Source organism: Thiohalobacter sp. COW1, from assembly GCF_016629505.1.
Taxonomy (GTDB): Bacteria; Pseudomonadota; Gammaproteobacteria; order Thiohalobacterales; family Thiohalobacteraceae; genus Thiohalobacter; species Thiohalobacter thiocyanaticus_A.
The window spans coordinates 1,204,296-1,228,578 of record NZ_AP024239.1; the positions used below are offsets into that span (position 1 = coordinate 1,204,296).

Annotated in this window: 21 protein-coding genes and 1 tRNA gene; 12 read left to right on the forward strand and 10 right to left on the reverse strand. The window is 65.1% G+C overall.

The genetic code is table 11. From position 1 onward, the window contains the following. Nucleotides 1-142: 142 nt before the first annotated feature. Nucleotides 143-1,078 carry a 50S ribosomal protein L3 N(5)-glutamine methyltransferase gene (gene prmB, locus COW1_RS05595; protein WP_201345660.1) on the reverse strand — a complete coding sequence of 312 codons (936 nt, stop codon included), beginning with the start codon at nucleotides 1,076-1,078 and terminating at the stop codon, nucleotides 143-145. A gap of 106 nt (nucleotides 1,079-1,184) precedes the next feature. On the opposite strand from prmB, the gene COW1_RS05600 reads away from it, so the two are divergent. The 7 genes from COW1_RS05600 to COW1_RS05630 all read left to right on the forward strand — a co-directional run bounded on the left by COW1_RS05600 (nucleotide 1,185) and on the right by COW1_RS05630 (nucleotide 5,791). After that, nucleotides 1,185-1,847 carry an SCO family protein gene (locus COW1_RS05600; RefSeq protein ID WP_201345661.1) on the forward strand — a complete coding sequence of 221 codons (663 nt, stop codon included), beginning with the start codon at nucleotides 1,185-1,187 and terminating at the stop codon, nucleotides 1,845-1,847. Further along, nucleotides 1,844-2,311, forward strand: coding sequence for a copper chaperone PCu(A)C (locus tag COW1_RS05605; protein ID WP_096366077.1), 468 nt, complete (start codon nucleotides 1,844-1,846; stop codon nucleotides 2,309-2,311). The genes COW1_RS05600 and COW1_RS05605 overlap by 4 nt, the downstream gene beginning before the upstream one ends. Continuing rightward, the gene (asd, locus tag COW1_RS05610; RefSeq protein ID WP_096366076.1) at nucleotides 2,311-3,195 is read left to right on the forward strand and encodes an archaetidylserine decarboxylase; all 885 of its coding nucleotides are present in this window, start codon (nucleotides 2,311-2,313) and stop codon (nucleotides 3,193-3,195) included. Before COW1_RS05605 ends, asd begins: the two co-directional genes overlap by 1 nt. A gap of 55 nt (nucleotides 3,196-3,250) precedes the next feature. Next, nucleotides 3,251-4,051, forward strand: a complete 801-nt coding sequence (gene suhB / locus COW1_RS05615; protein ID WP_096366075.1) for an inositol-1-monophosphatase — start codon at nucleotides 3,251-3,253, stop codon at nucleotides 4,049-4,051. A gap of 288 nt (nucleotides 4,052-4,339) precedes the next feature. Continuing rightward, nucleotides 4,340-4,573, forward strand: a complete 234-nt coding sequence (locus COW1_RS05620) for a hypothetical protein (RefSeq protein ID WP_096366074.1) — start codon at nucleotides 4,340-4,342, stop codon at nucleotides 4,571-4,573. A gap of 164 nt (nucleotides 4,574-4,737) precedes the next feature. Further along, nucleotides 4,738-5,073, forward strand: coding sequence for a hypothetical protein (locus tag COW1_RS05625; RefSeq protein ID WP_096366073.1), 336 nt, complete (start codon nucleotides 4,738-4,740; stop codon nucleotides 5,071-5,073). 103 nt (nucleotides 5,074-5,176) lie between these two features. Then, a complete protein-coding gene (locus tag COW1_RS05630) occupies nucleotides 5,177-5,791 on the forward strand; it encodes a cation transporter (protein ID WP_096366072.1) in 615 nt (204 codons plus the stop codon). A gap of 146 nt (nucleotides 5,792-5,937) precedes the next feature. On the opposite strand, the gene secF is transcribed toward COW1_RS05630, so the two are convergent. The 5 genes from secF to queA all read right to left on the reverse strand — a co-directional run bounded on the left by secF (nucleotide 5,938) and on the right by queA (nucleotide 11,731). Then, nucleotides 5,938-6,870 (reverse strand): protein translocase subunit SecF, encoded by a 933-nt coding sequence (gene secF / locus COW1_RS05635; RefSeq protein WP_096366071.1) that lies wholly within the window; start codon nucleotides 6,868-6,870, stop codon nucleotides 5,938-5,940. Between the two features lie 9 nt (nucleotides 6,871-6,879). Next, nucleotides 6,880-8,745, reverse strand: coding sequence for a protein translocase subunit SecD (gene secD / locus COW1_RS05640; RefSeq protein ID WP_201345662.1), 1,866 nt, complete (start codon nucleotides 8,743-8,745; stop codon nucleotides 6,880-6,882). Nucleotides 8,746-8,960: 215 nt separating this feature from the next. Continuing rightward, nucleotides 8,961-9,302: a preprotein translocase subunit YajC gene (gene yajC, locus COW1_RS05645; RefSeq protein ID WP_096366069.1), complete on the reverse strand. Its 342-nt coding sequence runs from the start codon at nucleotides 9,300-9,302 to the stop codon at nucleotides 8,961-8,963. A gap of 64 nt (nucleotides 9,303-9,366) precedes the next feature. Next, nucleotides 9,367-10,482, reverse strand: a complete 1,116-nt coding sequence (gene tgt / locus COW1_RS05650; protein ID WP_201345663.1) for a tRNA guanosine(34) transglycosylase Tgt — start codon at nucleotides 10,480-10,482, stop codon at nucleotides 9,367-9,369. Nucleotides 10,483-10,678: 196 nt separating this feature from the next. Further along, entirely contained in the window at nucleotides 10,679-11,731 is a 1,053-nt protein-coding gene (gene queA, locus COW1_RS05655; protein ID WP_201345664.1) for a tRNA preQ1(34) S-adenosylmethionine ribosyltransferase-isomerase QueA, read from the reverse strand. A 140-nt stretch (nucleotides 11,732-11,871) separates the two neighbouring features. Between queA and COW1_RS05660 the strand changes: the two genes are divergently transcribed. Continuing rightward, nucleotides 11,872-11,958: transfer RNA gene (locus COW1_RS05660), tRNA-Leu, on the forward strand. Between the two features lie 142 nt (nucleotides 11,959-12,100). Beyond that, nucleotides 12,101-14,662, forward strand: coding sequence for an alpha-glucan family phosphorylase (gene glgP, locus COW1_RS05665; protein ID WP_096366066.1), 2,562 nt, complete (start codon nucleotides 12,101-12,103; stop codon nucleotides 14,660-14,662). A gap of 195 nt (nucleotides 14,663-14,857) precedes the next feature. On the opposite strand, the gene malQ is transcribed toward glgP, so the two are convergent. Genes malQ through glgC form a run of 3 tightly spaced genes read right to left on the reverse strand, consistent with a single transcriptional unit; the run spans nucleotide 14,858 to nucleotide 19,331 of the window. Next, nucleotides 14,858-16,339 (reverse strand): 4-alpha-glucanotransferase, encoded by a 1,482-nt coding sequence (gene malQ, locus COW1_RS05670; RefSeq protein ID WP_201345665.1) that lies wholly within the window; start codon nucleotides 16,337-16,339, stop codon nucleotides 14,858-14,860. Between the two features lie 15 nt (nucleotides 16,340-16,354). Further along, complete coding sequence (locus tag COW1_RS05675) at nucleotides 16,355-18,073, reverse strand: glycoside hydrolase family 57 protein (RefSeq protein WP_201345666.1); 1,719 nt, start codon at nucleotides 18,071-18,073, stop codon at nucleotides 16,355-16,357. Further along, a complete protein-coding gene (gene glgC / locus COW1_RS05680) occupies nucleotides 18,063-19,331 on the reverse strand; it encodes a glucose-1-phosphate adenylyltransferase (RefSeq protein ID WP_096366063.1) in 1,269 nt (422 codons plus the stop codon). The genes COW1_RS05675 and glgC overlap by 11 nt, the downstream gene beginning before the upstream one ends. Before the next feature lie 189 nt (nucleotides 19,332-19,520). On the opposite strand from glgC, the gene glgB reads away from it, so the two are divergent. From glgB to COW1_RS05695, 3 genes are all read left to right on the forward strand, one after another. Further along, the gene (glgB, locus tag COW1_RS05685; RefSeq protein ID WP_370590900.1) at nucleotides 19,521-21,704 is read left to right on the forward strand and encodes a 1,4-alpha-glucan branching protein GlgB; all 2,184 of its coding nucleotides are present in this window, start codon (nucleotides 19,521-19,523) and stop codon (nucleotides 21,702-21,704) included. A gap of 334 nt (nucleotides 21,705-22,038) precedes the next feature. Then, complete coding sequence (locus COW1_RS05690; RefSeq protein WP_096366062.1) at nucleotides 22,039-22,833, forward strand: DUF3108 domain-containing protein; 795 nt, start codon at nucleotides 22,039-22,041, stop codon at nucleotides 22,831-22,833. Between the two features lie 32 nt (nucleotides 22,834-22,865). Further along, nucleotides 22,866-23,027 (forward strand): hypothetical protein, encoded by a 162-nt coding sequence (locus tag COW1_RS05695; RefSeq protein ID WP_157745495.1) that lies wholly within the window; start codon nucleotides 22,866-22,868, stop codon nucleotides 23,025-23,027. Nucleotides 23,028-23,169: 142 nt separating this feature from the next. Here the strand turns inward: COW1_RS05695 and amrS are convergent, their stop codons facing one another. After that, nucleotides 23,170-24,264: an AmmeMemoRadiSam system radical SAM enzyme gene (amrS, locus tag COW1_RS05700; protein WP_201345667.1), complete on the reverse strand. Its 1,095-nt coding sequence runs from the start codon at nucleotides 24,262-24,264 to the stop codon at nucleotides 23,170-23,172. Between the last annotated feature and the right edge of the window lie 19 nt (nucleotides 24,265-24,283).

Consider the following 24,283-nt stretch of genomic DNA (forward strand, 5'->3'; position numbering starts at 1 on the left):
AACGCAGAGGCGCAAAGATGCAGAGGACGCAGAGTTCTCGAATATTTCATGCCAACCACAAGCCGCCTGTTGGAATGGTTTTACTTTCGAAAGGGTTTCTTTGCGGTCTCTGCGCCTTCGCGCCTCTGCGTTGAGGTTTTTTTCAGTCCGAGCCCACCAGCGCGTCGAAGTCGGCCTGGTGCGCCTGCAACTGGGCGGCGTCGAGCAGGAACACGCCCTGGCCGCCGCGTTCGAATTCCAGCCAGGTGAAGGGGACCTGCGGCAGGATCTCGATCAGCGCCGGTTCGCTGTTGCCGACCTCGACGATCAGGATGCCCTGGTCGGTCAGGTGCCGGCGCGCCTCGCGCAGGATCCGCAGCACCAGGTCCAGACCGGTCTCGCCGCCGCTCAGGCCCAGGGCCGGCTCGTGGCGGTATTCCAGCGGCAGGCCGGCCATCTCCTCGGCATCCACATAGGGGGGGTTGCTGACGATGACATCGTAGACCTCGCCCTCCAGGGCGGCGAAGAGGTCGGACTGGATCACCCGCACGCGGTCCTGCAGGTGATGGCGTTCGACGTTGATGCGCGCGACCTCGAGTGCCTCGGCCGACAGGTCGGCGGCATCGACCCGGGCATCCTCGAGGTAATGGGCGCTGGCGATGGCAATGCAGCCGCTGCCGGTGCACAGGTCCAGGACCCGTTCGACCGACTCGGCCGGAATCCAGGGCTCGAAACCGGTCTCGATCAACTCGGCGATGGGTGAGCGCGGAATCAGTACCCGTTCGTCGACGTGGAAGGACAGGCCGGCGAACCAGGCCTGCTCCACCAGGTAGGGCACCGGGATGCGTTCGAGGTAACGCTTGCGCAGCAGCTCCAGGACCCGGTGGCGCTCATCCTCCGCCAGCACCGCATCCAGGTAGGCCGGCGGCAGGTCAGGCGGCAGCCGCAGGGCGTTGAGCACCAGGTAGGCGGCCTCGTCCAGGGCGTTGTCGGTCCCGTGGCCGAAGCACAACTCGTGCTCCTCGAAGCGGCTGGCAGCCCAGCGGATGTAGTCACGCACCCGGGTGAGGGTGGTGATAATGGATTCGGCGTTGTCCATGCCGGACCTCCCGGTGTCTCGATCAGGCCGCGATGATACCCCATGGCGAACGGCATTTCTCACTGCGCCTGTTCCCTTTTGGGGCCGCTGTGGGATAATTCCTGCCATGTCCGACTCCAATCCTGCACTGCACCACCGCCCGCTGTTCCTGTTGCTGCTCCTGGCCGTGCTGGCCGGCGGCCTGTACCTGGGCTGGCAGCAGTTCGCGCCGCCCGCCCCGCCCCGGCTCAGCGACCAGGTCACCCGCCTGCCGCAGCCGCGGCCGATCGCGGACTTTGCGCTGGTCGATCATCATGAACGGCCCTTTACCCTGGCACGCTTCCAGGGCCAGTGGAGTTTCGTCTTCTTCGGCTATACCCACTGCCCGGATGTCTGCCCCACCGCCATGCTGGACCTGAAACGCACACTGGAAGCGGTGGCGGCCGCCGAACCGGCCGTGGAACCGCCGCAGGTGGTGTTCGTGACCGCCGACCCCGAGCGCGACACGCCGGCACAGCTGGCCCGCTTCGTGCCCTACTTCAATCCCGACTTCATCGGGGTGACCGGCCCGCAGGACCAGCTTGACCAGCTCAGCAGCCAACTCAGCAGCCTGGCGGTAAAGGTGCCCAACCCCGACAATCCGGACAATTATCTGGTCGATCACACGGCCTCGATCCTGCTGCTCAATCCCGACGGTCGGCTGGAGGCGATTTTCACATCGCCGCACAACCCCGACACCATGGCTGCGGACTACCGCGAGTTGGCCCGTTATTTCAAGGAAAGTTCATGAAGTCGCTGCTGCACTCCCTGGTTCTGCTGTGCCTGCTGGCCCCTGTCGCCGCCGTCCAGGCCGATCAACTGCGGGTGGAGGATCCGTGGGTTCGCGCCGGGCCGCCCACGGCACGGGTCATGGCCGGCTACATGACCCTTTACAACAGCGGCGCCCGCGAGCGCGAGATCGTGCGCGTCACCAGCCCGGCCTTCGCGCGGGTGGAACTGCACCTGAGCCGGATCGAGGATGGCATGGCACGCATGATCCCGCAGGAGGCGCTGCGGGTACCGGCCGGCGGCCGGCTGGAACTGACCCCGGGGGGCTACCACCTGATGCTGTTCGATCCGCTCGCCCCGCTGCAGCCCGGTGACCCGGTGGAGTTGAGTCTGCACGATGCGGCGGGCCAGGTCCTGAATGTCCGTGCCACGGTCCGCCTGCCGGGCGGCCGGGACGCCGACCACACGCACCATCATCACGACTGATGGCCAGGGACATCGACCGTCAGGCCGGCGCCTGGGACCATCTGCGCGCCCTGCCCCAGTACCTGCTGCCGCACCACGCGCTGTCACGGCTGATGCTGCGCCTGACCCGGGTGCGCACGCCCTGGGTGAAGAACCTGATCATCAACCGCATGCGGCATCACTTCCGCATCGACATCCGGGACGCGGTCCAGCCCGACCCGTACGCCTATCCCAGCTTCAACGCCTTCTTCACCCGCGCCCTGCGTCCCGACGCCCGGCCGCTGGCGGGCGACGACGCCACCCTGATCTCCCCGGTCGACGGCACCGTCAGCCAGGCCGGGCGCATCGAGGTCAACCGGCTGCTCCAGGCCAAGGGCCGTCGCTTCACCCTGGAGACCCTGCTGGGCGGCGACATCGAACTGGCCCGGACCTTCGCCGATGGCGACTTCGCCACCCTGTATCTGTCACCGCGCGACTATCACCGCATCCACATGCCACTCGAGGGGCGTCTGCTGAGGACGATCTACGTCCCGGGTCGCCTGTTCAGTGTCGCCCCCTACACGGTGCGCAGCGTCCCGCGCCTGTTCGCCCGCAACGAGCGTCTGGTGTGCCTGTTCGACACCCCGGCCGGTCCGCTGGCCATGATCCTGGTCGGCGCCCTGTTCGTGGCCTGCATCGAGACCGTCTGGGCCGGCGTGGTCACACCGCCGCACGGCCACCGCATCCGTACCAAGCCGGCCCCGGACAACCCGCCGGTGGAACTGGCGCGCGGGGCCGAGATGGGCCGCTTCAACATGGGCTCGACCGTCATCCTCCTGTCTCCCCCGGGACGGATCGACTGGACCGCCGACCTCCGCCCCGGCCGGCACCTGCGCATGGGCGAGGCGCTCGGGCAGTTGCGGTAAAAATCTGGTATCCTGTGCCGCCACATCGAAACCGCACGCAACAGGCCCGGCAGTTATGCATCCCATGCTCAACATCGCGACGCGCGCAGCGCGCGCCGCCGGCGATATTATTGTTCGCTACGTCGACCGCCTGGATGAGCTCAACGTCGCCAGCAAGGAGCGCAACGACTACGTCTCCGAGGTCGACCGCCGGGCCGAGGACGCCATCATCCGCATCCTGCGCAAGGCCTATCCCGACCACGGCATCCTGGCCGAGGAGTCCGGAACCCAGGCCGGCAGCAATGACGAATACCAGTGGATCATCGACCCGCTGGACGGCACCACCAACTTCCTGCACGGCTTTCCCCAGTTTGCGGTCTCCATTGCCCTGAGCCACAAGGGCCGGCTGGAACAGGGCGTGGTCTACGACCCCCTGCGTCAGGAGCTGTTCACCGCCAGCCGCGGCAGCGGTGCCCAGCTCAACAACCGCCGCCTGCGCGTGGCCCAGCGCAAGGGCCTGGAAGGCGCCCTGCTCGGCACCGGCTTTCCGTTCAAGACCCACGAACATCTGGAGGCCTATCTGGGGATGTTCCGCGACCTGCTGCTGGAGACCTCCGGCATCCGCCGACCGGGCTCGGCCGCGCTGGACCTGGCCTATGTCGCCGCCGGCCGCCTGGACGGTTTCTGGGAACTCAAGCTCAATCCCTGGGACATGGCCGCCGGCGTGCTGCTGATCCAGGAGGCCGGCGGCATCGTCGGCGACTTCACCGGCGGGCACCGGTTCATGCAGAGCGGCAATGTGGTCGCGGGCAACCCCAAGGTCTTCGCCGCCATCGTCAAGAAGCTCCGGCCGCATCTGACCCCTGAAATGGGCTGAGGCCGGGGGCATAAGAGCTTAAGAGCGCCACGGAATACACGGAAAGCACGGAACAATGATATTTCGATGATGGCAACCCGTAGGTCGGGTTAGCCCGCAGGGCGTAACCCGACACTGGCGCCGTACCTGTCGGGTTACGCTGCGCTAACCCGACCTACGGATTGCTCAGCCTTGATTCAATCATGTCCGTGCTTTCCGTGTATTCCGTGGCGCTCTTGAAACATTCAAGTTCCGCCCGCTCGGGCCGATCTGAGGGACAAGTCCCGCAGACAATGGAAACCGGCCGCGATGAAAGTCTCCGTCTCCCCCCGCTACCATACCGATCCCCGGAACCTGGAACTGGAACTGACCCTGCGCGACATGTTGGCCGGCATGGAGGAGATCTACACCAGCGAGGCACTGGCTTTCAGCGACTGCGGCATGGAGATCCTGTCCATCGAGCCGCCCGCCGTGGAGGCCCAGGCTGCGACGGCCGAACCGGTAAACGCCCCCTGCATACTGCCCTTCCGCCGCAGCGCCTGAGTCGTCCCCTCAGCAGGGCCATCGCCCTGTCATCGCAATAACCCCATGTTTTATATGCCCGTTTCGCCTGCGGGTTTTTTGTGTTATACAGGTTGCAAGTGGATATCAATTCCCGTGCATGACACGGGATCAGCATATAAATCCACGCAACGCGAGGGGACACGATGAAAAAAACACTGCTGGTGCTGTTCACCCCACCCTTTGCCGCCTGCCGTTACGGCTGTGCCGGCTGCTGCGCCGCACCCATCGGCGTATTCTGGATCGCCGGCATCGTCGGCATTCTCTATGGCCTGATCTGGGGCGGGCCGACCGAGGGCAGCGGCGGCCAGACCGCCCTGCTCGGACTGGGCCTGTGGATACTGGCCTCGGTCTGGGCCGCGTTGACCATCCGCGGTGCCGACGAGGACAAGTGCCAGAATCGCAGCAGCACCCTGTGCAGCAAGATCCTGCCCGGCCTGGACGAACACGACCCCATGGACGAGGTGCGCAAGGCGCGCTGAGCCGGGCATCGTCCCCGGGACGGATTGCAACCGCCCCACCCTTCTGCCAACCTGCGGCCACACCCGGCAGGGATGCCTGCCGCTTGCCTGACCGTCCTGCACGATGAGTGGCTGCTGCGACAACGATTGTTCCCTGGATGCCCGACAGACACGGCAGCGCCGCACGCTGCGGATCGTGCTCGGCATCAATGCGCTGATGTTCCTGGTGATCGCGGGCGCCGCCCTGTATGGCGGCTCATCGGCACTGCTGGCTGACAGCCTGGACAACCTGGGTGACGCGCTGACCTACGGCCTGAGCCTGTATGCCGTCAGCCGCGGGGCGGCAACCAAGGCACGGGTGGCGCTGTTCAAGGGCTGGCTGATCGTGCTGGCGGGCGGCGTGGTGCTGGTCCAGGTTGTCTATCGCATCTTCGTTCCCGGTCTGCCCCTGTTCGAGGTCATGGGCGCCTTCAGCCTGCTGGGGCTGGCAGCCAACTCCCTGTGCCTGTACCTGCTCTGGCGTCACCGTCACGAGGACGTGAACATGAGTTCGGTGTGGGAATGCTCGCGCAACGACATCGTGTCCAACCTGTCGGTGTTCGCCGCCGCCGGCGGGGTCTGGCTCACCGGCACCGGTTGGCCGGACACACTGGTGGCACTCGCGCTGGTGATCTTTCTGCTGCGTTCGGGCTCAGGCGTGATCGCCTCGGCCCGGCGGGAACTGCACGCCGCGGCCTGAAAAAATAGCCACGGAATACACGGAAAACACGGACGATTGCTTGCCGGCGCACGCGCTACGCGCGGCGCCGGAGAACTAAAATTTTTTGTCCGTGCTTTCCGTGTTTTCCGTGGCTATCTTGTGTGTTTTTCTTATGGCAAAAGGCCCTACGGCTGGTCGTCGACCTGCGCGCCTTCCTTCTTGACCGGCATCAGGTCCTGCTTGCTCACCCCGAGCAGCAGGGCCACGGTACTGGCGACATAGATGGAGGAATAGGTACCGACGAGGATGCCCACCAGCAGCGCGAAGGCGAAGGCATGGATGACCTCGCCGCCCAGCACGAACAGGGCGACCACCACCAGCAGGGTGGTCAGCGAGGTCATCAGGGTGCGCGACAGGGTCTGGTTGATGGAGGTGTTCACCACCCCGGTCGGGCTCTGCTTGCGGATCTTGCGGAAGTTCTCGCGGATGCGGTCGAACACCACGATGGTGTCGTTGAGCGAGTAGCCGATGATGGCCAGCAGTGCGGCCAGCACGGTGAGATCGAACTCCATCTGCGTGACCGAGAACATGCCCAGGGTGATGGTCACGTCATGGATCAGCGCGACCACCGCGCCGACCGAGAAGCGGTACTCGAAGCGCAGGGTGACGTAGACCAGGATGCCGATCAGGGCATAGAGCATGGCCAGCCCCCCCTTCTCGATCAGTTCCTCGCCGACCTGGGCGCCGACGAACTCCACCCGGCGCATCTCCACCCCCGCATTGTGCTGCTGCAGCAGACCCAGCAGCCGGCTGCTCAGCTCGGCCTGGCTCTCCGCGCGCGGGGCCAGCCGGATCAGCACCTCGCGCGAGGAGCCGAAGTACTGCACCTGCGCGGCCTCGAAACCGCCCTCCTGCAGCACGCTGCGGATCGGCTCCAGTTCCTGGGGCTGGGGATAACCGACCTCGACCAGGGTGCCGCCGGTGAAGTCGATCCCGAGACTCAGCCCGCGGGTGGCGAGCGAGCCGATGGCCACCAGGATCAGCAGCAGCGAGAAGGCAAAGGCCAGCTTGCGCTTGCCCATGAAATCGATCTTTGTCTGTCCGCTCAACAGTCGCATGGCAATGCCTTATATGGAGAGTTTCTGCAGCCGGCGGCCGCCGTAGACCAGGTTGACCAGCGCCCGGGTGCCCATGATGGCCGTGAACATTGAGGTCACGATGCCGATGGACAGGGTCACGGCGAAGCCCTTCACCGGTCCGGTGCCGAAGCTGAACAGCACGATGGCCGCGATCAGGGTGGTGATGTTGGCATCGGCGATGGTCGAGAAGGCCTTCTCGTAGCCAGAGTGGATGCTTGACTGCGGGCTGTTGCCGTTGCGGATCTCCTCGCGGATGCGCTCGTAGATGAGCACGTTGGCGTCCACCGCCATGCCCACGGTGAGCACGATGCCGGCGATACCCGGCAGGGTCAGGGTGGCCTGCAGCATGGACAACACGGCCACGATCAGCACCAGGTTGAGCGTCAGGGCCACGTTGGCGACCAGGCCGAATGCCTTGTAGTAGATGGCCATGAAGATCAGCACACAGACAAAGCCGATCAGCACCGACAGCTGCCCCTGCTCGACGTTCTCGCGGCCCATGCTGGGGCCGACGGTGCGTTCCTCGATGATCTCGATGGGGGCGGCCAGCGCGCCGGCGCGCAGCAGCAGGGCCAGGTCGCGTGCCTCGTTGGTACTGTCCAGGCCGGTGATCTGGAAGCGGCGGCTGAGCTGGTCGCGAATGGTGGCGATATTGATCACTTCCTTGATGGTGCGCTTTTCCTTGACCAGTTCGCCGTCGACCTCGCGGGTATCGACCTTGTTCTCGATGAACAGCACCGCCATCGGCCGGCCGATGTTGTCGCGGGTGGCGGCCTGCATCTGGTTGGCGCCGGCGCCGTCCAGATTGATGAACACGGCCGAGCCGCCGGTATCCTGATCGAAGCCCGAGGAGGCGTTGGTGATGCGGTCGCCGGTGACGATCACGCGGCGTTCCAGCAGCACCGGCTGGCCGTCGCGGGTGCGGTAGAGTTCGGTGCCGATCGGCGCACGGCCGGTCTCGGCGGCATCGTAGGGATCGTGCTTCTCGTCCACCAGCCGGAATTCCAGGGTGGCGGTCGCGCCCAGGATCTCCTTGGCCCGGGCGGTGTCCTGCACGCCCGGCAGCTGCACCACGATGCGCCGGTCGCCCTGCTGCTGGATCACCGGCTCGGCCACGCCCAGTTCGTTGACGCGGTTGCGCAGGGTGGTGATGTTCTGCTGCAGGGCGAAATTGCGGATTTCGCGCAGCTGGGCCTCGGGAATGCGAGCCACCACCTGGTGGTCCTCGCCGCTGGTTTCGGCGGTGAAGTCCAGATCGCCGAACTCGTCCTCGAGTTCGCTCAGCGCGGCCTGCTGCTCCCCGGCCGTGCGGAAGCGCGCGACGATCGTATCGTCCTTGCGCCCGATGGTGATGTAGCGGATGGGGTCGTCGAGCCGGCGCAGGAAGCCGCGGAAATCGTCGACATAACGCTGCTCGGCCTGGGCCACGGCCGCCTCCATGTCCACTTCCAACAGGAAGTGGACACCGCCGCGCAGATCCAGCCCCAGGTACATGGGCTTGGCATTGAGCGCGGTCAGCCATTCCGGTTCCGCGCTGGCCAGATTCAACGCTACGACGAAATCACCGCCCAGCGCCACCTGCACCAGATCGGCCGCCTCCAGCTGCTCCTCGGTGCGGCGGAAGCGCACCAGCAGCCGCTCATCGAGCACCTCAACCGATTTGGGCTCGATGCCCTCCTCCCTGAGCGTGGTGCGCACCAGATCGGCAATGCCCGCATCCACCTGCTCGCTGCGGCTTGCGGAAACCTGGATCGCCGGATCCTCGCCATAGAGATTCGGCAGGGCGTAGATCACGCCCACCAGGGCGATGACCAGTATCAGCAGATACTTCCAGAGCGGATAGCGGTTAATCATGGAACAGGGTCATCCTCGGGAACTGCTTGCAGCGCAGTTGTATTATTGAGACTTGTATAAGTGCCTGGAGCCCCTCGTCATCCCGGTGAGTGCCGGGATCCGGAAACCACTGCGGTCCATGGATTCCGGCCAGCGCCGGAATGACAACCTGGGGAAATGATTATCAGGCACTGATCCGGATTTTTCTAAGTTGACAGTTCCGACACGGCACCGGATCAGGCGTCCTTGACAGTGCCCTTGGGCATCAGCGAGGCCACGGCATGACGCTGCACCTTGATCTCGACATTGTCGGCGATCTTCAGGGTGACGAAGTTGTCGCCCACCTCGGTGATCCTGCCAAGTACGCCGCCGTTGGTGACCACCTCGTCGCCCTTGCCCAGGGCCTCGACCATGGCCTTGTGTTCCTTGACCTTCTTCTGCTGCGGACGGATGAGCAGGAACCAGAACACCACGAAGATCAGGATCAGCGGCAGAAAGCTCATCAGGGGATCGGGCTGACCCGCCGGGGCCTCCTGGGCCCAGGCCGGGCTGATGAAGAAATCGAGCAGAGTATCCATCTGTAAATCCCTGTTGCGGTTATGAATCGGCTGCGCCCCCCCAAAGGGGACAAAACCGCGCGCATTATGCCATAGATGGCGCCGCCGGGTCGCGTCTGGCGTAGAAATCGGCCACGTAGGCCGCCAGTTCACCGGCCGCGACGGCCTCCCGCAGGCCACGCATGAGTGTCTGATAATAATACAGATTGTGGATGGTGTTCAGACGACTGCCGAGGATCTCGTTGCACTTGTCCAGGTGATGCAGGTAGGCGCGGCTGTAGTTGCGGCAGGTGTAGCAGCCGCAGTCCGGGTCCAGCGGGCCGGTGTCGCGGCGGCTGGCGCTGTTGCGGATCTTGACCGTGCCGCGGTGGGTGAACAGGTAGCCGTTGCGGGCATTGCGGGTGGGCAGTACGCAGTCGAACATGTCCACCCCGCGCCGCACCGCCTCGACGATATCCTCCGGCCGACCCACCCCCATCAGATACCGCGGCCGGTCGGTCGGCAGGATCGGGGCCAGCGCGTCGAGGATACGGATGCGTTCGGCCTCGGTCTCCCCCACCGACAGGCCGCCGATGGCATAACCGTCGAAGCCGATGCCCTGCAGCCCGGCCAGGGACTGCGCGCGCAGTTCCGGGTACATGCCGCCCTGAACGATGCCGAACAGCGCAGCCGGGTTGTCGCCGTGCGCCGCGCGCGAGCGCTCGGCCCAGCGCAGCGACAGTTCCATGGATTCACGCGCCTGCTTCTCGTCCGCCGGGTAGGGGGTGCATTCGTCGAAGATCATGACGATATCGGCCCCCAGCTCGCGCTGCACCCGCATGGACTCCTCCGGCCCCAGGAACACCTTGCTGCCGTCGACCGGCGACTGGAACTGAACACCCTGCTCGGTGATCTTTCTCATCTCGCCCAGGCTGAACACCTGGAAGCCGCCGGAGTCGGTCAGAATCGGCCCGTCCCAGTGCATGAAGTCGTGCAGGTCGCCGTGCCGGCGGATGATCTCGGTGCCGGGGCGCAGCATCAGGTGGAAGGTATTGCCGAGAATGATCTCGGCGCCTGTATCGCTGACCTCCTCCGGGGTCATCGCCTTGACCGTGCCGTAGGTGCCCACGGGCATGAAGGCCGGTGTCTCCACCGTGCCGCGGTCGAAGGTCAGCCGGCCGCGGCGGGCCTGGCCGTCGGTTGCGATCAGTTCAAACTGCATCGGATTACCTGATTCGGCTCATGAAAATCTTCGCCACAAAGGACACAGGGGCACGAAGAGAAAATTCCTGATTCATCCGTCATTGCGAGGCACGAAGTGCCGCGGCAATCTCGTTCGGCGTTCCGCGCTACGGAAAGAGATTGCTTCGCTTGCGCTCGCAATGACGGGCGTTGTTCTTCTCTGTGTCCTTCGCAGCTCATCTTTTTGAATGCTCCAGCGCCAGCCCCTCCCGGCTGAGCAGCATCGCATCGCCGTAGCTGAAGAAACGGTACTCCGCCTCGACCGCATGGCGGTAGGCCTGCATCACGGGCTCATAGCCGGCGAAGGCGCATACCAGCATCAGCAGGGTCGACTCCGGCAGGTGAAAATTGGTCAGCAGCAGATCCACGACCTTGAATTCATAGCCCGGCGTGATGAACAGCCGGGTATCGCCGGCGAAGGGCTGCAGCTGCCCGCTCGCGGCCGCGGCCTCCAGGCTGCGCACCACAGTGGTGCCCACGGCCAGCACCCGGGCGCCGCGCGCATGCGCTGCCCGCACCTGGTCGACCGCCTCCTGCCCGACCTCGACATACTCGGCATGCATGTGGTGGCGACTGAGATCGTCGACCCGCACCGGCTGGAAGGTCCCGGCCCCCACATGCAGCGTGACCCGCGCGGTCTCCACCCCGGCCCTGGCCAGGCGCTCCAGCATCGCCGCATCGAAGTGCAGCCCGGCCGTGGGCGCGGCCACCGCGCCGGGCACCCGCGCGAACAGGGTCTGGTAACGCTCGCGGTCCTCGGCGGCATCGGGCCGCTGGATATAGGGCGGCAGCGGCACATGGCCATGGACCTCCAGCCACTCCATCACCGTGCGCCCGGTCGGGAAGCGCAACCGGAACAGTTCGCCCTCCCGGTCCAGCACCTCGACCTCCAGCCCCGCTTCCAGCTGCAGCCGTCCGCCCGGTTTCGGCGACTTGCTGGCCCGCACATGGGCCAGGGCGGTGCGGGCGTCAACCACGCGCTCGATCAGCACCTCCACCCGGCCGCCGCTGGCCTTGGTGCCGTGCAGCCGGGCCGGGATGACCCGGGTGTCATTGATCACCAGCAGGTCGCCCGGGCGCAGATAGTCCGGCAACCCGGCAAAACCGGCATCCCGGCAGCGGCCGCTGGCGCCATCGAGGACGAGCAGGCGACTGCCGCCGCGCTCGGCCAATGGCGACTGCGCGATCAGCTGGCTGGGGAGAAGGTAGTGGAAATCACTGCGTTGCATGGCGCGGCATGGTACCACAGCCCGTCGTTCTCCAGACCGACAGCAGCACGGTCTGTATGCCCGCAGCCCGGCTTCAGGCCGTGTTGCCCCGACTGGCCGATGCCGTATACTACGCCCTTCCGGCTAGCGCCGGACGCCCTGCCGGGATGGCGGAATTGGTAGACGCAGGGGACTCAAAATCCCCCGGTGGCAACACTGTGAGAGTTCGAGTCTCTCTCCCGGCACCACACCCCCCTTGCCAACCCTGACCCGATGCGGATCTGGCATAGTTGCTGCACTTACCCAATAATCGTCACCGGAGCGACGCCTTTTTGCGCCACTTCGGTGCAGCCCATCGTCCCCGACCGATACAGGAACTGATACCAAGCCATGGCTGGAACGCGCTACTCGATCGAAGTCCAACCCACCCTGCCCAAACGCCTGGCGCGGTTGCAGGAGCTCGCCGACGATCTGTTCTACAGCTGGGACCGGCCGGTGCGCGGCCTGTACTACCGGCTGGATCCGCAGCTGTGGGATGACTGCGGCCACAACCCCAAGCTGTTCCTGCGCCGGGTGGCCCAGGAGCGCCTGGACGCCGCCGCCGAGGACCGGGTGTACATGGAGGACTATGCCCGCACCCTGTCGGCCTACGACAGCTACAACAGCGAGGCACCGCGCAAGGAGATCAAAAAGTACCTGGATCCGGAACAGAACGAACTGGTGGCCTATTTCTGCGCCGAGTTCGGGCTGCATGAGTCGCTGCCCATCTACTCCGGCGGCCTGGGCATCCTGGCCGGCGATCACTGCAAGGCCGCCAGCGACCTGGGCATCCCCTTCGTGGCGGTGGGCATGCTCTACCGCCAGGGCTACTTCAACCAGACCATCGACGCCCACGGCAACCAGATCGCCCACTACACCCCGACCCGGTTCGAGAACCTGCCGCTGCGCCCGGCCCTGGTCAACGCCCAGGAGCTGCATGTGTTCGTCGATCTGCCGGGGCGGCGGGTGATGCTCAAGGTGTGGGAGGCCAAGGCCGGTCACATCACCCTGTATCTGCTCGACTCCGACCTGCCGGAGAACCAGGAGGCCGACCGCGCCATCACCTACCAGCTCTACGGCGGCGACATCACCACCCGCATCCAGCAGGAGATCGTGCTGGGCATCGGCGGGGTGCGCGCGCTGCGCGCCCTGGATCTGCACCCGACGGTCTGGCACATCAACGAGGGCCATGCCGCCTTCCAGGTACTGGAACGCTGCCGGGAGATGACCCGTCAGAACGACATGGATTTCCACAGCGCACTGGAACAGGTCGCTGCCGGCACCGTGTTCACCACCCATACGCCGGTGCCGGCCGGGCACGACATCTTCGATCATCAGTTGATGAAGACCTACTTCAGCGACTATGTGAAGGACCTGGGCCTGAATCTGGACGAGTTTCTCGCCCTCGGCGACAGCCCCAACAACCACCACGGCTTCAACCAGACCGCGCTGGCGCTGCGCGCCTCGCGGTTCCACAACGGGGTCAGCCGCATTCACGGCGGCGTGGCCTCACACATGGAAAGCTACATCTGGCCCCAGGTGCCGCCGGCGGAAAGCCCGGTGCGCTACGTCACCAACGGCGTCCATGTCCCGACCTTCCTGGCCAGCGACTGGGCCAATCTCTACGATATGCGCTTCGGCCGCGGCTGGCGCAACGAACTGCTCAACGTGGACTACTGGGAACGCATCGACGCCATTCCCGACCACAGCTTCTGGAGCCTGCGCCAGAGCATGAAGTCGGAACTGATGAGCGACGTGCGCCGGCGCATGACCATCCAGCACAAGCGCAACGGCCTGTCCGACGCCCAGATCGATCGGCTGACCCAGTACCTGCTGCCGCAGGAAACGGATATCCTCACCATCGGCTTTGCCCGGCGCTTCGCCACCTACAAGCGCGCCGCCCTGCTGTTCTCCGATCCCGAGCGGCTGGCGCGCCTGCTCAACGATCCGCAGCGCCCGATGGTGCTGCTGTTCGCCGGCAAGGCACACCCCAACGATCAGCCGGGCCAGCACCTGATCCAGGTGATCAACGAGTTCTCGCGCCGGCCGGAGTTCGCCGGGCGCATCGTCATGGTCGAAGGCTACGATATGGCGCTGGCACGCAAACTGGTCACCGGGGTGGATGTCTGGTTGAACACCCCCGAGTATCCGATGGAGGCCAGCGGCACCTCGGGCCAGAAGGCCGGCATCAACGGCGTGATCAACCTGAGCGTGCTCGACGGCTGGTGGGGCGAGGGCTACAACGGTGAGAACGGCTGGGCCATCACACCGCACGGACCCCAGTACGACGCCGCCTATCGCGACCAGGAGGAAAGCAACGAGTTGCTGGACCTGCTGGAACACCAGGTCATTCCGCTCTACTACGCCCGCAACGGCCACGGCTATTCCGAAGGCTGGGTGCGGATGTCCAAGGCCTCGATCAAGTCCATCATGCCGCAGTTCAATTCCCAGCGCATGGTGATGGACTATGTGCGCGACTTCTACGCCCCGGCCGCGCGCCAGTGCCGCAAGCTCGCGGAAGAGGAGTTCAAGGGCGCGCGCGATCTCGCGGCCTGGAAGCAGAAGATCCTGTCACGCTGGGACAAGGTGGCCGCACGCCGCGTCGACGCGGCGGCCGAAGCCATCGCCTCCGGCGAGACCTGCGACATCAAGGTGGCGGTCAATCTCAACGGCCTGGCCCCCATCGACATCAAGGTCGAATGCGTGGTGGGCACCGAGGACGAGCACGGCGAGTTCAGCTCCTATGCCTGCTACGAGTTCGAGCCGGCAGGTGCCAACCAGCAGGGCGAGTCCGTGTTCAGCCTGAACTTCAAGCCGCCGCTGGCCGGGCTGCAGTTCTACAAGATCCGGCTCTATCCCTCGCACTGGCTGCTCAGTCATCCGTTGGAGGTGGGCCGGATGATCTGGTTGTAATCGTGCAGGATGGGTGCAGCGAAGCGCAACCCATCGCATCAGGATCCGCTGATGGGTTGCGGCGCAGGGCGCCTTCACCCATCCTACCTTCAGGTCTGGCCGTAATCGGGTAGGATGGGTGGAGCGCAGCGCAACCCATCGCACCGAGCCAGGCTGACGGGGTTCGGCGCAGTGCGCCCTCACCCATCCTTGCCCTCAGGCCCGGCCGTAGAGTTCCAGCAGCGCGCGGATGCGCCCCGGCAGTTCCGCGTCGATCCAGTCCCACTCGAAGCGCCACTGCCAGTTGCCTTCGCGCACACCGGGCTGATTCATGCGGTGCGCGCCGTCCAGACCCAGCCAGTCCTGCAGCGGAATCACACTCAAATGGGCCACCGAGGCTATCGCCGCCCGATTCAGCGCCCAGGGCATGTCCGTTGCCTCCGGCCCGAGATAAGCGGCCAGATGTTCATGCGCGTTCTCATCCAGACTGGCGTACCAGCCCAGGGTGGTGTCGTTGTCGTGAGTACCGGTGTAGACCAGACTGAGCGGAACATGGTTGTGCGGCAGGTAGGGATTATCCGCGCCGCCGCCGAAGGCGAACTGCAGGATCTTCATTCCCGGCAGATGGAAATCGTCACGCAGCCGCTCCACCGCCGCGTCGATGGTGCCCAGGTCCTCGGCCACCAGCGGCAGGTCGCCGAAGCGCGCCAGCATGTGCTCGAAGAACTCCGCCCCCGGCCCTTCCACCCAGCGGCCATCGATGGCGGTCTCGGCCGCGGCCGGGATCTCCCAGTAGGCTTCGAAGCCGCGGAAATGATCGATACGGATCAGGTCGAACAGATCCCGCTGGGTATGGATGCGTTCCCACCACCAACTGTAGCCGGTCGCAGCCATCTGTTCCCAGTCATACAGCGGATTGCCCCAGCGCTGTCCGGTCGCGGAGAAATAATCCGGCGGCACGCCGGCCACCACTCTCGGGTAACCGTCTTCCTGCAGCAGGAACCCCTCGCGGTTGGCCCAGACATCGGCGCTGTCGTGAGCAACGAAAATGGGAATATCGCCGAACAGCAGGATATCCCGCTCGTTGGCATAGCGGCGCAGATCGTGCCACTGGCGAAAGAAGACAAACTGCTCGAACACGATCTGGTCGATGGCCTCCCGGTGCTCGGCGCGAAACTGTTCCAATGCCCGCGGTTCACGATCACGCAGCGGCCCCGGCCAGTCCAACCAGGCCGCCCCGCCCCGGGTGTCTTTAATGGCCTGATAGCAGGAAAAGTCGGGCAGCCAGGAGGCGTGGCCATCAACGAACTCGCGCAGCGCCTCCCGGTCGGCATCGCGGGCATGGCGCATAAAACCCGCGCGGGCCTGACGCAGGCATGCGAACCGATAGGCTTCGGGATCGACGGGATCGGCCTCGGGCGCCGCGTCCAGCCAGCCCCAGCGATACAGCAGTTCCAGGCTGATCAACTCCGGCGCCCCGGCATGCACCGAAGTGGTCTGGTAGGGTGAACGGTCCTCATGGGTCGGCCCCAGCGGCAGCACCTGCCACACCGACAGGCCGCAGTCGACCATGAAGTCGATGAAGTGAAAGGCCGCCGGGCCCAGGTCGCCGGAACCGCTGCCGCCGGGCAGCGAGGTCGGATGCAGCAGCACGCCGGCGCGGCGGCGCGTTTCGATGGGATGCTGTATCTGTCTCATGCCCGGACGTCGGCGTTACTGCTGGCCCTGGCGCATCACCCCGCCGCGGGCCGGGCCCTCGCCGTCGCGTGCACCGAAGGAAAAGGCATGGGCCAGGTACTCCGGCGGCGTCTCGCCCAGCAGCTGGTAGAGGTTGGCCAGCTGCAGCCGGAACAGGGAGTCGAAGTCCTGCACCGAGTCCGAGGGATTGTAGTCGCCGAACCACCAGAACCAGTCGGAACCCTCGCAGATCGCCAGTTGCAGCTCGATCTTCTCCCGCTGCTCCGGACTCGGCCCGCCCCCGGCCAGCACCCGGTCCACCGCCTCCTTGGCCTCGATCAGCATGTCCCAGCCGCGGTTCTTGTCCGGATCGCCGATCCAGGTGGAGAAACTGCCGTAGACCCAGCTGCCCGCCACCAGGGATTGCAGTTCGCTGACCTCGACATCGCGCTCCAGACAGTCGCTGAAGGTGGTCAGGTTGATGTCGGGATGCGCCGCCAGCTGCGAGTAGAGCGCATGGAGAAAGTAGAAACCGTTCTCCGGATAATATTCCCAGGCGTTCTCTCCATCGAGAATGATGCTGACCACATGCCGCTGCGGATCCGGGGAGGCGGCTGCGATGTTCTCCAGGTGATGGACCAGGTTGGCCACGGCATCATCGGCATGCCAGTCGGAATAATTGAAACCGACGGCATCCGACAGGCCGTCGTCACGGAAGAAACAGGCCAACTCGCCGTCGGGCAGACGCCAGGGCTGGAACAGGGCCGTCTCCCGGGTGTCCTCCCTGTGCTGGTCATCGTGCTGCAGGCTGTTGCGCAGAACCGACTCGCCGGTGGCGGCCCAGCGGATGCCCTCCTGCTCCAGCAGCCGCAGGGTGGCGTCACTGACACCGCCCTCTGACGGCCAGCAGCCGGCGGGAACGAAGCCGAAGAAGCGTTCGAACACCTCCTTCCCCTTGCGGATATGCCAGACGGCACGCGCCTCGCCGCCGGGGTAGCCCTGGCCGTCGGGCAGCGGCGCCTCGGGCATCGCCTGGCGCGCCGACTCCATCTCCAGCAGCAGCGGCACGATGGGATGGGCATAGGGGCTGAAGGCAAGCTCCAACCGGCCGGCCTCGGCCAGTGCCCGGTAGCGCGGCAGCAGGCCGTCGAGGATCTCGCCGATGACCTGCATCAGTTCGCGCCGATCCTGCAGACTGAAATGATGGCCCTTGTCCTGCAGCCGCTGGATGCGCAGATCCTGGCGCCGCACCGTCTCGCCGGTCCAGGCCAGGTGGTACCAGACCAGCAGGTCGATCAGGAACTGGTCATCCAGATAACCCAGCGCGGCCGGATGCTTGAGCATCCAGCGGGCGACCCTGGCCAGCAGCTTGTAGGCCGGGAAGCGGTCGATCAGGCGCTCCTGGTTGGCCCGCAGACAGGCATGGATCAGCTGCATGCGGGCCTCGTCGTCGGCCGGAAGGACGGTCGAACCCAGGGCCTCGAGCAGCGGATCGCTGATGCTCATGGCCGTACCGTCATTGAAGGCGGCGACCTGGCGCCGGTAGTCGTCGAGCTGCTCCAGCAGGATGGGGGCGAAATTGACCACGGCGCGCGCCGCGGGCACCTGCTCCAGGTGCGCGGCCATGTCGACATAGTCCTTGATGGCGTGCAGGTAGGTCCAGGGCTGGAAATAGCGGCCGCTGCCCAGATCGTGATACTGCGGCTGGTGCATGTGCCAGCAGATGACCACATTGATCGGTGCCTTATCTGACATGATGCAGCTCCTGCCCGAGCATGTCGGGCGTCACCAGAACCACGCCTTTCGGCGAGACATAAAAGCGTTCGGCATCGGCCTGGGGATCCTCCCCGATCACCATTCCGGGCGGAATGTTGCAGCCCTTGTCCACGACAGCCCGGGTGATGCGTGCCCCCTTGCCCACATCCACATCGGGCAGCACCACGGCGTCCTGCAGCATCGCGCCGGTGTGGACCTTGACATTGGAGAACAGCAGCGAGTGACGCACCTTCGCCCCGGAGATGATGCAGCCCCCCGAGACCATGGAATCGACCGCCATGCCGCGCCGGTCCTCGTCGTCGAACACGAACTTGGCCGGCGGCAGCTGTTCCTGGTAGGTCCAGATGGGCCAGTCCTCGTCGTAGAGATTGAGTTCGGGGGTGATACCGCACAGTTCCAGGTTGGCTTCCCAGAAGGCGTCCACCGTGCCCACGTCGCGCCAGTAGCCCTGCTTGCCGCTGGTCGGATCCCGGAACGGATACGCCAGCACCCGGTACTTGTCGATGACATAGGGAATGATGTTCTTGCCGAAATCGTGTTCGGAATCATCGGCATCAGCATCACGGATCAGCTGCTCAAAGAGAAACCGGGTATTGAAGACATAAATGCCCATCGAGGCCATCGCCCGCTCGGGCTGATCCGGCATGGGATCAGGGTGCTCTGGCTTTTCCGTAAAGTCCTTGATCCAGCCGGCCTCGTCGATGGACATCACGCCGAAGGATCTGGCCTCCTCCAGGCTCACCTCCAGACAGCCCACCGTCATGTCGGCCTTGCGCTCGACGTGCTCGGCGATCATGGGGCCGTAATCCATCTTGTAGACATGGTCGCCGGCCAGGATCAGCACATAATCCGGGGAATGGGCGCGCAGGATGTCCAGGTTCTGATAGACGGCGTCGGCCGTGCCCTGGTACCAGGAGGTCTCGATGCGCTGCTGCGCGGGCAGCAGTTCGACGAACTCGCCGAACTCGCCGCGCAGGAAGTTCCAGCCGCGGTAGATATGCTGGATCAGGGAATGGGCCTTGTACTGGGTCAGGACGCCGACGCTGCGGATGCCGGAATTCATGCAGTTGGACAAGGGAAAATCGATGATGCGGAACTTGCCACCGAAGGGTACGGCCGGCTTGGCCCGCCAGAGGGTGAGGAACTTCAGGCGCGAGCCGCGGCCGCCGGCCAGGATCAGGGCCAGCGTATTGCGCGTCAGACGGCTGACAAAACGACGCGTGGGCGCGGTGTACATAATCTCTCCTTGTTATTCGTCCTGTGCGGCCGTATCCGGCGAGGCGGCCACATGGGCAACTCCGCCCGCCCGGATACGACATACCCCGATCCAGCTGGTTCCATGTTAACATCGAATCTAAGTGGGAATAATGACATCCGTCACCCCGCGCCCCTGTCACTGAATCAAGTGTAGCTGCAGGTGAACACCATCGATATCACACGGTCTGCGGGACTCCCGTCCGCCGCCGAACTTGCCCGCATCGCCGAAGCCCGGCATCACGACCCCTTTGCCGTGCTCGGGCGGCATGGCGAGGGTGAACAGGCACGGGTTCTGGCCTACCTCCCCGGCGCCGCCGCCGCCCGGCTGGTCGAGGCGGATGCCCCGCTGCAGCCGCTGGACCGGGAAGGTTTTTTCCTCTGGCGCGGTGCGCCCGGCAGCCTGCCGGCCCATTACCGCATCGCCTGGCGGGACGCCGGCGGGCAGGAACACCTGGCGTACGATCCCTACTGCTTCGCCCCCCAGCTGGGCGATTTCGACCTGCACCTGTTCGGCGAGGGCCGCCACTGGCATGCCTATCGTTTCCTCGGCGCCCATCCGCACGAGGTCGACGGCATCCACGGACTGCGCTTCGCGGTCTGGGCGCCCAATGCCGAGCGCGTCAGCGTCATCGGCGATTTCAACCGCTGGGACGGCCGCCGTCATCCCATGCGGGCGCGCGGGGGCAGCGGGGTCTGGGAACTGTTCATCCCCGACCTGGCGCCCGGCGCCCTGTACAAGTACGAAATCCGCAACCGCGAACGCGGCAGCATCCACGTCAGGACCGACCCCTACGGCCAGGCCTTCGAACTGCGTCCCGGCACCGCCGCCCGGGCTTTGGAGACCAGCGGCTATGCCTGGGGCGACGGGGACTGGATGCAGCAGCGTCGCCAAGCCGACTGGCAGGCCGCGCCCATGGCCATCTACGAGGCCCACCTGGCCTCCTGGCAGCGCAGCGAGGACGGCGGCTTTCTCAGCTACGAGACGCTGGCCGAGCGGCTGATCCCCTACGTGGTCGAGCAGGGCTTTACCCATATCGAACTGCTGCCCGTCACCGAGCATCCGCTGGATGCCTCCTGGGGCTACCAGACCACCGGTTACTTCGCACCCACCAGCCGTTTCGGCGAGCCGGACGGCTTCCGCGCCTTCGTCGACCGCTGCCACCAGCACGGCATCGGGGTGATCCTCGACTGGGCCCCGGGGCACTTCCCCAAGGACGAGACCGCCCTGGCCCGCTTCGACGGCAGCCCCCTGTACGAACACGCGGACCCGCGCCGCGGCGAGCACCGCGACTGGGGCACCTACATCTTCAACTACGGCCGCAACGAGGTGAAGAACTTCCTGCTGGCCAGCGCCGTCTACTGGCTGGAGGAATTCCACATCGACGGCCTGCGGGTCGACGCCGTCGCCTCCATGCTGTACCTGAACTACTCGCGCGAGGAAGGCGACTGGATCCCCAACATCTACGGCGGCAACGAGAACCTGGAGGCGATCGACTTCCTGCGCGAGCTCAACCAGATCACCCATGGCCAGCACCCGGGCACCCTGATGATCGCCGAGGAATCCACCGCCTGGCCGCAGGTCACACGCCCGGTGTGGGTGGGCGGCCTGGGCTTTTCCATGAAGTGGAACATGGGCTGGATGCACGACACCCTGCTCTACATGAGTAAGGATCCGGTGCACCGCCACTTCCATCACGACCAGCTCACCTTCGGCCTGCTCTATGCCTTCACCGAGAACTTCGTCCTGCCCTTCTCCCATGACGAGGTGGTGCACGGCAAGGGCTCCATGCTGCACAAGCTGCCCGGCGACGAGTGGCAGCAGTTCGCCAACCTGCGCCTGCTCTACACCTACATGTGGAGCTATCCGGGCAAGAAGCTGCTGTTCATGGGTCAGGAGTTCGGTCAGCGCTCGGAATGGAAATTCGACGCCCCGCTGGAATGGAACGCGCTCGACTACCCACCGCATGCCGGCGTGCAGGCGCTGGTACGCGACCTCAATCATCTGTACCGCGAACTGCCCGCCCTGCATACCCACGAGTTCAGCGCCGACGGCTTCGACTGGATCGACTGTCACGACGCCGACCAGTCGGTGATCAGCTACCAGCGCCGCGCCGGCGAGGCCTTCGCCGTGGTGGTACTCAATTTCACCCCGCTGGTGCGCGAACGCTACCGGCTGGGCGTGCCCGAGCCCGGCTGGTACCGGGTGCGGCTGAATTCCGATTCGACCTTCTACGGCGGCAGCAACCTGGGCGAGGACGGCATGAGCGCCGAGGCCACCCCCTGGATGGGACATCCGTATTCCATCGAACTGACCCTGCCGCCGCTGGCCGGGCTGATCCTGGTGCGGGAGTAGAGTTCAAGAGCGCCACGGAATACACGGAAAAAAACTAAAAGTATGAAACAGGTTGTTGTTTCCCCGTATTTTCCCGTCATTCCCGCGCAGGCAGGACAAAAGCGCGGAGCGCGTTGAACGTCCGCAGGACGGCCCTTTATGCCCTATGGGTAGAAGGGCGAGCGAAGCGCGAGTGATCCAGAAGCCGCAGCGGTCACCTGGATCCCCGCCTGCGCGGGGATGACGAGAGGGCCGAACGGCAACAACCAGGTTTCTCGTTTTTATTTCCGTGCTTTCCGTGTATTCCGTGGCGCTCTTGATCTTTGACCCAATCGATTCAAACCGGAACGTTCGCATGAAACCGGCATTCCTCTGCCTGCTGCTATGCTGCCTGTGTATTACAGCCGCTCGCGCGGAATCCCGCGGCTGGGACGGGAGCTACGAACGCCTGCACTTCAGCATCCACTGGCTGTTCGTTCCGGCCGGCATGGCCATCCTCGAGGCCCGCAGCCCTGCGCCCGGGCGCGCGCGCTTCCGGCTCGAGGCCTGCTCCAACGCCGCCGTCGACCTGGTCTACCGGGTGCGCGACCTGATCCGGGTCGAAAGCCTGCGCACCGACCGCGGTCTGCAATCACTGGGCTACCGGTTCCGACAACACGAGGGCCGGCACCGCAACGCCCTGACATTGGATTTCCTGGAACCCGGCCGGGTACGGCTGACCGATCATCTGGCCACGACCACGCAGGCCTTCGAAGTCGCTCCCGGCACCCTGGACATGGTGTCTGCCTTCTTTACCACCCGCGCCCTGCCGCTGCACCCCGGCGAGACCTACCATCTGCCGGTGGTGGACAAGGACCGGCACTATACCCTCAGCATCGACGTGCTCGGGCGCGAGCGCCTGGACACCCTGCTCGGCGACGACACCCCGACGGTCAAGATCCACCCGCGCCTGCAAAGCGAGGGGGTATTCAAGCGCAGCGGCGAAATGTATCTCTGGCTCACTGACGATGCCCGTCATCTGCCGGTGCGCATGGAAAGCCGGGTCAGGTACGGCAAGGTCATCAGCGAACTCACCGGGATATACAACCAGGCCATCACCACGCCCAGCCGGGGACTGATGTGCGAACGACTGCAGGAAGGTTCACAATAGCGTCATATCCAAGCCGACCGAAGGGGGGGCGCGTGTTCACGGGTGAGGTTCGCTACTGGCCGCTGCTGATGGGCTGGACCATCGTGGTGCTGCTGTATCTGTACGGCTGGCGCCGCCAGGCATTGATCGCCACGGCGGGGATGGCGATCGTCACCTATGCGGTGGTCTCGGTGGGGTTGCGCGGGCATCTGTAGCTGATCAATCCACTCTCCAGTCGGCTGGACTGCAGGCCTTCCGTAGGATGGGTGAAGCGAAGCGCAACCCATCATGCCCGGGTTGACGATGGGTTACGGCGCGATCCGCCTCCACCCATCCTACACTCTGTCTCAGTCTGACTCAGGCATAATCGGCCAGCCGTACCGGCTGGCGACGCGAGCCCCAGTGACCCGGCCCGGCCTCGAACACGCCCGCCACCTTCGTGCCGCACTGATTGCAGTTCCCTTCGGGGGTGATGTTCCAGTCACTCAGCACATACCAGTCGCGTCCGATCAGCCGGTTGCCGCAACTGTGGCAGTAGGTGCTCTCGCCCTCCCTGTCATGCACATTGCCGGTGTAGGCATAGCGCACGCCGTTGTTCATGGCGATACGCCGCGCCCGTGTCAGGGTCTCCAGCGGCGTGGGCGGTACGTCCTGCATCTTCCAGTCCGGATGAAAGGCAGTGAAGTGCATGGGTACATCCGGGCCCAGGTTTTCCACCACCCAGCGGGTCATCTCGTCGAGTTCCCGATCGGAGTCATTGTGATCGGGTATCAGCAGCGTGGTGAGCTCGAACCAGACATCCGTCTCCTGCTTGAGATACAGCAGGGTATCGAGCACCGGCTGCAGGTGGCCGCCGGTGATCTTCCAGTAGAAATCCTCGGTGAAGGCCTTGAGGTCAACGTTGGCCGCGTCCATGTACTGGTAGAACTCCCGTCGCGGCTCGGCGGTGACATAGCCGGCAGTCACGGCCACCGATTTGATCCCGCGCTCGTGGCAGGCCCGGGCCACGTCGATGGCGTATTCGTGGAATATCACCGGATCGTTGTAGGTATAGGCCACGCTGCGGCAGCCCAGTTCCTCCGCCGCCCGGGCAATGGTCTCGGGGCTGGCCTGGTCGGCCAGGGTGTCGATCTCGCGCGACTTGCTGATATCCCAGTTCTGGCAGAACTTGCAGGCCAGGTTGCAGCCGGCGGTGCCGAAGGACAGCACCGGGGTCCCCGGCAGGAAGTGGTTCAACGGCTTCTTCTCGATCGGATCGATGCAGTAGCCGCTGGAGCGGCCATAGGTGGTCAGCACCACCTCGCCGCCCTGATTGGCGCGCACGAAGCACAAACCGCGCTGGCCCTCCTTGAGTTTGCAGTAGCGCGGGCACAGATCGCATTGTACCCGGCCGTCTTCCAGGCGGTGCCAGTAGCGGGTCTTTACCACGCCGTCCTGTAATTGTTCCGACATTTTGATCCTTGCATCCGGA